Genomic DNA, 11792 nt, shown 5'->3' with positions numbered 1-11792 from the left:
CGGCGATGTTGCTCAAAGCGAGCTATTCAATTAGGAAGTCTTCTCTTCCTCGAAGTAACCCATCTTCGCCAAATCTTCGGCGCTGGTTGCGGTGTTCAGGCTTGCTTCGTCCGAACCCTGCGCCAGCTTGGCGAGCTTACGGTCGCGGCGCTTGTCATTAATCATGCAGATGCCGATTGCTGCGAAGAAGAAAATCAGCAGCGGCGCCATGAGCACGAACATCATCATGATGTCGCTACCGGGTGCGGTCAGCGCTGCGATAACCGCAACGAGCACGACCACCCAACGCCAAGCCTTCATAATCGTGGTGCCGCGAATCAGGCCCAGCATGTTAATGCCAACCAGAATCACGGGGATGATGAAGGCACAGGAGAAGGTGACGACGAACTTCAGAATGAAGGAGATGTACACGCCCGCGTCAATGTAGTTACTGTCGTTGAGGGGGGTGAACTTCAGCAGTGCGTAAACCACGCCGGGGAGAGTGAAGTAAGAAATCGCCACGCCGCAGCCGAACGCGAAAATAGATGCGGTGAGGAAGCCGAAGAGATACTTCTTCTCCTTGGTGTGCAGCGCCGGCAACAGGAATCGCAGTGCCTGGTAGAGCCAGACGGGAGAGGCGATCACCAAGCCGATGTACATACCGACCTTCAGCAGCTGGTCGAAAGGAGATGCGACGCTACCGTAGTTCAGGTTTGCGTTGCGGCCGGTTTCTGCGTTGATCTGCTGCAGGGGCGCAGAGATCATTTCGATGAAAGGCTGGTAGAGGAAGACCGTACCGATGATGGCTGCGATGATGGTTGCGATAGCCGCTTTGATGAGGCGGTCGCGGAATTCGCGCAGGTGTTCCTTGAGTTCCATGCGTGCTTCAGGATTGATTTTGCGGTTGCGCACGTCCTGGTCAGGTGTTGCCACGTGGTGTCCTCTGGGTGTCGGTGCCGTGTGTGATTCGGCTGAGGGGGTCTGGTGGGGTGTTTATGGGGTGGTGCCGCAAAACCCGTGCCGGCCGGTGGGCTGGCACGGGTTTGGTGCGTCGGTGGCGGGACCGTTACTTGGTTTCGGTCTTGCCGTCCTTGCCGTTGTCTACAACCTCAGCGGTGACGACCTCTTCGCCGTCCTTCTCGCGGGGGTCCTTCTTGGAGTCGTTCTTCAGGCCCTCAACTTCGGTCTTGAAGATGCGCATGGACTGGCCGAGGCTGCGTGCCATGCCGGGCAGCTTGGGTGCGCCGAAGAGGAGGACGATGAGGAGGATAACGACGATGATGGTCGCGGGGTGGCTGAAAATCTGGCCCATGGTGGTGTGCCTTTCTGTTAGAGCAGGTCTCCGATGTTTTGAGGTTGGCCGAGTCGATCTCGTCGGGAGACCCGTCGCTTGATCCGCTCAGACCTGCGTGTCTGCTTACCTTGTTCGTAGTTATTGTATGCCTCGGTGATGGGTGTGAATACCCCGAGGGTGGTGTCTCGCGGGAGTTTTCGGCTTGCGTTCGCTTGCGCTGCGTCGAATTGTCCCTCGATTGACTCGACCCAGGTTACGGTTTCGTCAAGGAGTGTGAAACCGCGAGTGAGTGCTTTGTAGGTGAACCATGCCAAATAGAGGAGCGAGCAGATGATGAGCGCGCCCCATAGCAAAATCCAGAACCACCAAGACATGAGCACCATTATACAAGTTTTAGGTTAATGTTTTGGCCCCTTGGACGGGTTTTTAGGGCGTTTTTGCTTGTGGGTGAAGTGCTATTTTTCTGCGGGCGCACCCCTGCGGCTACTCGCGTTGAGGATGCGCAGCTGCTCAAGCAGCGCCGCACGCAGGTGCGCCGGGCCGACGAGTTCCAGGGCGCCTCGGTGCGCAATGACGGTATCGAGGATGTTCTTATCGCCGGCACCGGCGATGTTGTTGTAGTGCACGCGGACGTGGGTGGTTTTGGTGCCTTTTCGGGCGTGCTCGGCGCTGCGGCGCTTGTAGGTTGCGGTGAGGTTTTCGAGGGTTTCGCCGCCTGGGGTGTGGTCGGTGGGGTGGATGCGCAGCTCGACACTGGGGTTGGTGGTGGTTTTGTGCTGCTTGGCGTGCCAGTCGTTGACGGTGCTGTCGTGGTTGGGGCCGATGTAGTGGGCTTGTGCTTCGCCTGCGGGTGCGTAGCTGCTGATGCGGGTGAGGCGGAAGTTGCGCCAGAAGACGGGTTCGACGGGGGTGAGCTCAGCGCCGGCGGAAGCGGCCTTCTCCCCCGCCGCGCTCGCGGGCTTCACGTTCTCAGCGGCAGGGCTCTCAGACAGCGTGGCGAGGTGGCGTGCCTCGCTGGCGCGGCACCACGCGTGCAGGTAGAGGCGGTCGCGGTGCAGGGTGAGCGCCACCGGGTCGACGACGCGTTCCGCATCGCGGGTGCTGTTGCCGTAGGTGATGGTGAGGGCGCGTCCGCTGGCGAGGGCGGCGCGCGCATCCTGCAACAGGGGATCCTCGGGCGCGAAGAGCAGGTGCTTCGCGTAGTCGGCGGTACGCGGGTAGGCCTCCGCGAGCGCGGCGAGAATCGCGGCCGGTCGCGGGTCGCCGGGGTACATGAGGTCGGCTGCGGAGAGCGTGAAGACGAGGATGGCCAGCTCGGTATCGGTGAGGCGGGCGTAGTTGAGCAGGGTGAGGGACGCGGCGCCGTCGCCGAATTCGGGGAGCAGGTTGGTGCGGGCGGGGGTAGGCGCGTCGGGGTTCTTAGCCTCGGAGTAGAAGGGCACCTCGTCGAAGTCTTCGTAGATGGCGTTGATGATTTTGTCGAGCTTGGCTGCGTTGTCGTTGTCGACGCGGTAGAGGGGGTTGAGCTTGTTGAGGGGCATGGGCGCCTCGTCGTGGACGTCGGCCCAGCGGTCGGCGCGGTGCAACGCGAGGATGAGGTCGTCGAGGTCGTCGAGGGCATCGTTGCGGGAACGCTGGGTTGTGGGGAACCACTTGGTGGGGGTTTCGGGTTCGCCGGTGTGCAGGGCGATGAGGTCGCGCAAAAGTTTCTGCTGGGCGGCGTGGCTGTCCTGCTGGCGGCCGGTCACGGACGCACCGGATACGGAGTTGCCGGTGTTGTGGCGCGGCTGGATGAGCCATCCGGCGCAGGTGGCGTCGATGGCGCTGTCTACGGCGCCGTAGGAGGGCACGGTGAAGGGTGCAGCGGGGTCCCCGGTGCCGGGGTTGGGGTCGAGTACGGCGAGAGTCTCTTCGTAGCCGCTGATTTTCTTGAGGCGGGTGCGGGCCTCGTAGGCGGGGTTGATGGGTGCGGGGTCGGTGCTTGAGAACACGTCGAGGCTTCGGATGCGGTCGGTGCGGTAGGTGTAGGTCTTGCGCTCTTCGGGGGTTTTGTTGCCGAGGGGGAAGTGCGCGACGAGGTACCAAGACCCGTAGCTGTAGATGAGGCCGGCGACGCTGACCTTCTCGTAGGTTTTGATGTCTCCATCGCTGCCCTGATAGGTGAAATTGAGGGTCTTGCGCTGGGCGTAGGCGGTGAAGAGTTCGTAGAGGTGCGGGTCGTCGCTGAAGTGCAGGCGCTGGATGTGTTCGCGGTAGGCGTGCAGGTCGCGGGCGCGCTGTTTGACGGTTTTGATGAGGGGCGGCTGGTTGTCCCGTTTGATCTCTTCGATTCGGGTGACGTTAGCCGCGGTGAGCGCCTCGTCGGTGAGGTGCTCGCTGGTCAGCGCAATCTTGCGCAGGATGCGGTATGCCTCGTCCTGCAGTTCGGTGCCTTCCCAGCCGCGCAGCTCGGCGTTGAGGAGGCGGAATTCTTCGGCGGTGGGGTTCCACGCGGTCAGCGAGTCGGGGGCTTCTGCGTTGAGGCGGTAGCGTCCGGAGGTGTCGGTGGTGAAGTGGGTGATGCGCGCGCCGGCATCGCGCAGGGTCTGCTTGGCTCGTTCAAAGGCGCGTTCCTGAGACTCGTTGAGGGAGCCGTTCGCACGGGTCTTGACACCGAGCAGGGTCAGTAGCTCGGTGCGGCTGATGCCCTGGGTTCGGGTTGCGGTATCGCGCGCCTCGGCGACGGTGGCGAGGCGGTTCAGGGTCATGAAAAGCTGAGCTGCGGTGGACATGATTCCATCATACCGTGTGTGTTCCGCGGCACTTGCTTCGGGTCTGGGGCGGCGGCGGGAAGAATGCCCGGGTATAAAATTTCGCGGACGCGCCGATAGCCCAGTACAAAAAAGCCCGGCGCCCCTCCCAGAATCGGGAGAAAGCACCGGGCTACGTATCTCTTACGCGAGAAACGCGGAAACCGTACCGGCTAAATCCTTAGCGGACGTCCAGCAGGTCCACCACGAAAATCAGGGACTCACCGGGCTTAATGACCGAGCCAGCGCCGCGGTCACCGTACGCCATGTCGGCGGGAATCTCCAGGCGACGACGGCCGCCAACCTTCATGCCGAGCAGGCCCTCATCCCAACCGCGGATAACCTGGCCAACGCCCACCTGGAACGGCAGCGGCTCGCCGCGGTTCCAAGAAGCGTCGAACTCTTCACCGGTGGAGAAAGCCACACCAACGTAGTGGGTGAGCACGCGGGAGCCGGGAACAACCTCAGCGCCTGCGCCCTCAATCAGGTCGGTGATGACCAGCTCAGTGGGGGCGTCGCCCTCGGGGAAATCGATTTCAGGCTTTTCGCGGTCGAGGTTACGCTGACCGAAAGACATGGGTGTCTCCTTTGATTGGTTCGAAATGAATCGAAATAGTGGGTGCGCTCGCCGCCCATACAGGATAAGCGGCGAGCGCTGTATAAAACACTATATAAAAACGTGGGTGCCGGACTACTGTGCAGTAGCCGAAGCAGTAGCCGCCGGGGTCGCGGTCGCAGAAGCATCAGTGGTTGCCGAAGCGGACGCCTCCGCAGCAGCCGCACTAGAAGCAGCCTGAGCACGCTGCAGAGTCTGCGGGTTCTCCTCCGCGCCCAGAATATCAACCACGAACACGAGGGGACCCGAAGGCTTGGAGCCGCCGGTGTCGTTACCGTACGCCAGGTCCGCCGGGATGACCAGCTCAACGCGGGAGCCGACCTTCTTGCCCTTCAGACCCTGAGTCCAGCCCTTGATAACGCCCTGCAGGGAGATGCCCATCGGGGTGGCGGCGTCATAGTTGCCGTCGACGACCTTACCGTCGGAGTACTGCACACCAATGTAACGCACGTACACGGTATCGGTTTCCTTGACCTCGGCGCCCTCGCCCTCAATGAGGGTCTTAGCGGTCAGCTCGGTGACCTCCGGCTTATTATCGGGCAGCTTGATTTCAGCCTTGCCGGTGGACTCATCCAGAGTGAAGGACGGCAGCGACGGGTCAGCCTCAACAGCCTTACCGGTTGCGTACTTGGGCAGCTTCGTCTTCACGGTGTACACCTCAACGTTGGTTGCGGCGCCGGGCGAAGCGGTCGTGGTGGTCACGCCCGCAGTGCTGCGCTGCTGCAGAACGTTGGTGGTGTACGAGAAGGAGCCGCCAACCTTAATCTTCTTCAGGGTTTCGTACACCTGCGGTGCAGCCTGCTTCAGCTGATCGTTAATCGGCAGCAGAATCGGCTCGCTGGAGTAAGTGGAACCGTTAAGCTTGCCGTCGGTGCCGTTGAACACGGCAGCCTCAACGAGCACGTAGTCACCATCATTGATGGAGTCGCCGTTGCCTTCCTCAATCACGTACGCGGAGGGGCTAGAAGCGGCGAAGGGAGTCGCGAAGGACGCCTCAGGCTCAGCGGTTGCGTTCTTCAAGGTGTACTGCACCTTGGACAAATCGCCATTGCTGGACTGTGCGCCACATGCGGACAGTGCGAGCGCAAGAGCTGCCGCGCTGGCACCGAAAATAGTGAGCTTAGAGCGTTTGGTCATAGTGTTATCCTCTGGGGTTTTCTGTGAGAGTGGGGCGTGTGAGTGCCCGTGTGCCACAGAACAGTTTACAGGTATAGGTTTAGCTGTTTTATGCTACGGCATGTAGCTGTGTTCAGGCTGTGCCGCGGCGCGGGGTGCGCTGGGATTTTAGCAATGCTGTTTAGCAGGGCGGCGGGAATGCCGCCTCCTGATGCTGACGCGCCTTGCCCTCCAGCAGGTTCAGCACTTCCTCCAGCTCCTCGCTGCCGGTAGCGAACGGGTCCTTGCACACCAGCGTGTGTTGCGGGTAGGCGTTGAGCTTCAAGTGCACCCAATCCACGGTGAACTGCTCCCCCGCCGCAACCGCCGCATTAATGAAACGCGAACGCTGCAGAGCGCGAGTGTTCGGCGGCTGAGTCTTCGCCGCCTCCGCAGCACCCTCAGGCAGGATGCGCTTAACCGCACCGCGACGAACCAGCGCATGGAAGACGCTACGCTCCGGGTCGATATCGTGGTACGCCAAATCCAGCTGACGGATGCGGGCGCTCGCATAATCGGCAGGCTGACCGGCCGCGCGGGCGCGGGCAATATACGCATCCAGAAGCTTCTTCTTAATCGCCCAGTCAATCTCAGTGTCAATGCTGCTGTAGTCGCCGGACTCGATAGCGTCCAGGGTGCGCTGCCACAGGTCCAGGGCGTATTCCACATGGCGGTGGTGCGCGCCGTACTGCTGCACGTACTGTCGTGCCGCATCCAGGTAGTGACGCTGAACGCTCAACGCCGTGTAGTGCTTACCGTCCGTGGTTTCGAAGGTTGCGGTGCCGGTCAGGTCGTGGCTGATAGCGCGCAGAGCCGCCGGAACAGACACAATATCCAGGCTCGTGACCGGGAAACGGTCCTCCAGCATGCGCAGCACCAGGTCGGTGCTGGCAATCTTCAGCAGGGTCGTCGGCTCCGCCATGTTCGAGTCGCCATTGATGACGTGCATGCGGCGGAACTTCGACGCGTCCGCGTGCGGCTCATCGCGCGTGTTAATGAGCGGGCGAGCGCGCGAGGTCGAGGTGGATGCCGCCTCCCAAATATGGTCGGCACGCTGCGAGAACGAATACGAGGGCACACCCGTGCTGGATGCCGGGTCGGTCGAACCGGGCACCGGGCCGCCCTTAGGGTGGGTCTTACCGGCACCGACCAGGATCTGGCGGGTCACCAGGAACGGCACGAGCTGGGCAATCAGGTCGTTGAACTGCAGTTTGCGGCTGATCAGGTAGTTCTCGTGGCTGCCGTAGGAGTTGCCCGCCGAATCCACGTTGTTCTTGAACAGGTACAATTCACCGTCGAGGGGGCGGCCCTCGGAACCGGCGAGCAGGCGCTTGCGGGCGGTACGCGCCAAGTCAGCAAACAGCAGCTCACCGGCACGTTCCTGCGCGAGCAGCTCGTCAATGCTGCCGCACTCGGCGGAGGCGTACTCGGGGTGCGAACCCACGTCAAGGTAGAGCCTACCGCCGTTGGGCAGGAAGACGTTCGTTGAACGCCACTGATCCAGGACGGGCTTGAAAAGGGCGGCGGCGGACTCTTCGATGCTCAGCCGACCGAGCCCGTGCGGGACGTAGCTGAGCCCGAATTCGCTTTCAATGCCGAAAATACGGTGTTCCATGATGCTGACCCGGCGCGGGTGTGCCGGTTACTCGCCGCCCTTCTGGACGAAGCCGGTGACGAAGTCTTCAGCGTTCTCAGCGAGCAGGCCGTCAATTTCGTCGAGCAGGTCGTCGACCTCGCTCACGTCAGAGACAACGTGGGAGGCGGCGAGGGTCAGTTCCTGCTCCTGCTCGGCTGCGGTGGTTTCGGTCTGCTGTGCGCTGATGCGTTCGCGGCTCATAGTTCTCTCCTTCAAATGGGTTGTTCAGACCGGTACCGGTCTTAACGTCAAGTTATGGGGTCAGATGGGGTGCTTAGAGGTACTGCTGGAGGCGGTGCCAAATGCAATGCCGAGGCGATACCGGGGGTGGTACGCACCGACTGCCGTGAGCTGTGCACTGCACCCTACCTGTGGGTTATGTGGTTTTTACTCTTCCGAATGGGGGTATTGGCCTCGGGGCGGAATGTGAGTTTATGTGGGTTTGGGGGCTGAAACGCCCCGCGGCGGTCCCAAACCTCGACAGCACCCCGTGCCCTAGCGCAGGCGGTTCAGCAGCTCATCCGAATGGTTCACCTCATCCAGCAGCGGCTCCACCTCAGCGGCACCGTACCGGGTCGGCTCCATCATCGTAAAACGAGTCAGATCCTTCGAATACCTGCCACGGCAAGACACCGTATCCCAGTTAATACCCAGAATCTCCTCCGGCCAACGCGCCATCAACGTGCCACGCAAAAACGCGCGCGTCTCACGCGGCGGCTCAGTCGTCGCACGCTCCACCTGCTCCGCAGAGAACAGCGTGCGCATACGGCCACGCGCCACCAGACGGTGGTACAGGCTTTTCGACGGGTCAATATCAGCGTACTGCAAATCCAACGCCTTCAACTTCGGATTCGCATAATCTACGCCCTGAGCGACATAGCCGCGCACCAGCGCATACTTCGCCACCCAATCCAGACGGTCCGCCAGCGAGAGCGGGTTGGTTTCCAGGGCGTCCAGAACCTCGCCCCACAGGTCGAGAATCTGCGCGGTAGCCAAATCCACACCCGCCGGGTTTGACTCCTCGTGCGCGCGGGAGGCCTCATAGTAGGCGCGCTGAATCTGCAGGGCGCTCGCCGAACCGCTCGTCGACACCGGGTTCGGCAGGGTCGCCGACGAAGGAGCCAACGGCAGCTGCGCCGACAGCGACAGGTCGTGGCTGACCGCGTGCATCGCCGCCACAGGATCAGACAGACGCACGCCCGGCAGCACCGGGTGCTGCTCACTGTGCGACTCAATCAGGTTCATGACCAGCGCCGCCGTGCCGAACTTCAACAGGTTCGAATAGTGCGAGAGGTTCGCATCCGCCGGAATTACGTGCAGGCGGCGGTACTTCGACTCATCCGCATGCGGCTCATCGCGCGTATTCACAATCGGGCGGCGAATCGTGGTCTCCAGACCAATCGTGCGCTCAAAGAAATCAGCACGCGAACTAATCTGGAAGCCCGGAACCTCACCGTGCGTGCCGATACCCACGCGGCCCGCACCCGTGAAAATCGCGCGCGTGGCGAAGAACGGCAGGAGCGCATCCGCAACCTGCTCAAACGGAACATCACGGCTGATCAGGTAGTTTTCGTGGGCGCCGTACGACTGGCCCTTTGAGTCGGTGTTGTTCTTGTACAGCTTCACCTGCGGCAGGTCCTCGGCGTGCTTGCCCAGCTCCACCAGCGACTCGTACGCCAGCGTGTCACCGGCAGCGTCGTAGAGCACCGCGTCGGCCGGGGTCAGAACCTCCGGCGAGGAATACTCCGGATGCGCGTGATCCACATACAGGCGCGCACCATTGGGCAGAATCGCATTCATGGTCACGCGGTCCCAATCCAGACGCTCCGGGAAGCCACCGCGACCGTGCACACCGGCGAGCGCATCCAGGGCGCTACGCGGCTCGGCGGGCTCACCCGGCGCCTGCACGCCCGCCTCACGCATAATCTCCAGGGCGATGTCCTGGCTGGTCAGCTCGGTGCGGGTGTGCGTCATCTGGCTCGAGTGCGCGGTGGAGGCGTCCTGCACCCGGCCGAAGGCGTCGCGCAGGGGCGACTCGGACTCCCCCAGCCACTGGCCCTCGGGTGCAGCAGGGGCGCTGGGTTCGGTCGAGTAGTTCTCGGCCTGGCGGGCCTCCTCGGCGACGAGCTCGGCGGCCAGGGCGCGGCGCTGCAGCTGCTCGCGGAAGGCCTCGCCGCGGCGGAAGGCGAGCTTGGCGTAGGTGTTGACCACCAGCGCCGACAGCACGGTCGGGTTGGTGCCCGGCGCGGAGGGGGCGATGACGCCGTACTCGGTTTCGGCGCCCATGATGCGGTGCACGCCGTAGCTGGGGGTGGAGTTCATGGGGTTCTCCTGAAGGGTTCCTATATAAATTCTGGACCTGTGGTAATGCTGGTTGTATTGCTGGGTAAGCGCGCGGTTTAGCGCGGCGGCTCCACCGACACCAGGCGGCCACGCACACCGGCAACGGTGAGTGCATCCTCAATATCGGGCAGCGGCGGCAGGTCCACCTGGTCCTCGAACTCAGCGCGTACCGCCTCCAGCAGGTGGCGGGTACCAATACCAACGCTCGAAGCGTCCGCACCGGCGGTCAGCGCCTGTAGCTGCTCCTTAATCGCGGCCTTCTTCGCACGGTCCACAATATTGCGAATCACCGCACCCGAGGCGAAATCGCCGCGGTACAGCGTGTGTGTGGAGAGGTTCGCGCTCGCACCAGAAGCAACCGTCATGGAAGAATCCACGGTCGCCACAACGTACGCGGTGGAGGGGGTGCGTGCGTACAGCTGGCCTGCCGCCGCCGCAATCATCGAGGTCAGGGCGGCCTGCACGGATCCGGCGGCAGTCACCTCCGCAGCGTCCAGGGGCAGGTCCTCGGTCAGGTACAGACCGAAAATCTCTGCCGCACCGGCGGCATCCGGGCGGTTAATGCGAATCTTCAGATCGAGTCGGCCCGGGCGCATCACAGCAGCGTCAATGAGGTCTTCACGGTTGGTCGCACCAATGACGATGACGTTCTGCAGGGACTCCACGCCGTCAATTTCGGCAAGTAGCTGCGGCACGATGGTCGTCTCAATATCGGAGGAACGGCCCGAACCGCGCATGCGGAACAGCGATTCCATCTCGTCGAAGAACACGACGACCGGGTGACCGGCCTCGGCCTTCTCGCGGGCGGCAACGAAAATATCGCGAATCTGGCGCTCCGTCTCACCGACGAACTTATCGAGCAACTCGGGGCCTTTAATGTTCAGGAAGTAGCCGCGGGTATTCGAACCCGGGTTCAGCGCCGCCGCACGAGCCGCCAGGGAGTTCGCCACAGCCTTAGCAATCATGGTCTTACCGTTGCCGGGAGGACCGTACAGCAGAATACCCTTGGGCGGTGCCAGGTGGTAGCGCTCGAAAATCTCGGGGTGCAGGTACGGTAGCTCCACGGCGTCGCGGATCTGCTCGATCTGCGCACCCAGGCCACCAATCTGCTCGTAGGTGACATCCGGAATCTCCTCAAGCACGAGCTCCTGTGAGCGGGATGCGGGCACCTGCGAAGTAATCATGCGGGTGCGGGTGTCGAGGGTAACCGCGTCGCCGGTGCGCAGCTGCTCAATATCGAGGGAACCGGCCACGCGCGCCACCTGCTGAGCACCCGAAGAGGTATCAACCAGCACGCGCTGCTCATCCAGTACCTCGCGCACGGTCACCACGTCACCGAAGGGTTCGGTGTCCAGGGCAACGACCGCCTCGGTCTTGTCGTTGAGGAGCACGGTCATGCCGGGGGTCAGCGTTGACAGGTCAATGAGCGGGGACACGGGAATACGCATCATGCGGCCGCTCACCTGAACATCCAGGTAGGTGTCAATTTCGGCGGGGGTCTTATCGTCCGCGACCTGCTCGTAGGTCATGGTCTGGCCCTCATGCACCGCCAACACAATTGCCGAATTCAGCGGCGGCATGACGTTCTGCGACAGGGAGGCGCGCAGGCGCTCCACCTGGTAGCGCATGCTGGTGATTGCCTCAACGAGCTTGCGGTTCTTCTCCCCCGCACCACGAATCTGTCGGCTCATATTGTCGCGGGTTGCCTCCGCCGCGGAGAGTCGACGCAGCACGGCGTCATACTCCTGCGCGCTGACGGGCTGACTGCCGGGCAGGGAGGTCGACCCGAAAGCAGCCGAGTAGTGCGGTGCCGCGCTGGCTGCACTGTGGGCGGTGCCGTACTGGGGGGTTCCTGCCTGATCTGCAGATTCGTGGGTGGACACGGTAGCTCCTTTAGCTGTTCGTCCTTGTCGACGGCTACTCGGTGCGGGGTATTGGGCGGGGCGAGTAGCCTGGTGGGTGCACTGCGGGGGCTCCAGG

Annotated in this window: 9 protein-coding genes; all 9 read right to left on the bottom strand. The window is 62.5% G+C overall.

Going from position 1 to position 11792, the window contains the following annotated elements:
- Nucleotides 1–30: 30 nt before the first annotated feature.
- Nucleotides 31–912 carry a twin-arginine translocase subunit TatC gene (gene tatC / locus RWZ58_RS03880; RefSeq protein WP_314657550.1) on the bottom strand — a complete coding sequence of 294 codons (882 nt, stop codon included), beginning with the start codon at nt 910–912 and terminating at the stop codon, nt 31–33.
- 133 nt (nt 913–1045) lie between these two features.
- On the bottom strand, nt 1046–1291 hold the full coding sequence (gene tatA / locus RWZ58_RS03875) for a Sec-independent protein translocase subunit TatA (protein ID WP_005506024.1): 246 nt from the start codon (nt 1289–1291) through the stop codon (nt 1046–1048).
- Nucleotides 1292–1728: 437 nt separating this feature from the next.
- Entirely contained in the window at nt 1729–4044 is a 2316-nt protein-coding gene (locus RWZ58_RS03870; RefSeq protein ID WP_314657548.1) for a WYL domain-containing protein, read from the bottom strand.
- A gap of 199 nt (nt 4045–4243) precedes the next feature.
- Entirely contained in the window at nt 4244–4639 is a 396-nt protein-coding gene (locus RWZ58_RS03865) for an FKBP-type peptidyl-prolyl cis-trans isomerase (RefSeq protein WP_005508667.1), read from the bottom strand.
- 114 nt (nt 4640–4753) lie between these two features.
- The gene (locus RWZ58_RS03860) at nt 4754–5815 is read right to left on the bottom strand and encodes an FKBP-type peptidyl-prolyl cis-trans isomerase (RefSeq protein ID WP_314657545.1); all 1062 of its coding nucleotides are present in this window, start codon (nt 5813–5815) and stop codon (nt 4754–4756) included.
- A 160-nt stretch (nt 5816–5975) separates the two neighbouring features.
- Nucleotides 5976–7448, bottom strand: coding sequence for a Pup--protein ligase (gene pafA, locus RWZ58_RS03855; RefSeq protein ID WP_314657543.1), 1473 nt, complete (start codon nt 7446–7448; stop codon nt 5976–5978).
- Between the two features lie 27 nt (nt 7449–7475).
- The gene (locus RWZ58_RS03850; protein ID WP_005506016.1) at nt 7476–7670 is read right to left on the bottom strand and encodes a ubiquitin-like protein Pup; all 195 of its coding nucleotides are present in this window, start codon (nt 7668–7670) and stop codon (nt 7476–7478) included.
- Nucleotides 7671–7964: 294 nt separating this feature from the next.
- A complete protein-coding gene (gene dop, locus RWZ58_RS03845; protein ID WP_314657541.1) occupies nt 7965–9791 on the bottom strand; it encodes a depupylase/deamidase Dop in 1827 nt (608 codons plus the stop codon).
- Nucleotides 9792–9868: 77 nt separating this feature from the next.
- Nucleotides 9869–11695, bottom strand: coding sequence for a proteasome ATPase (gene arc / locus RWZ58_RS03840; RefSeq protein WP_314657539.1), 1827 nt, complete (start codon nt 11693–11695; stop codon nt 9869–9871).
- Nucleotides 11696–11792 lie beyond the last annotated feature (97 nt).

The sequence above is a fragment of the uncultured Rothia sp. genome (assembly GCF_963544205.1).
Lineage (GTDB): Bacteria > Actinomycetota > Actinomycetes > Actinomycetales > Micrococcaceae > Rothia.
The sequence above is the reverse complement of the archived record's forward strand: the minus strand, read 5'-3'. Positions and strand labels throughout refer to the sequence as shown.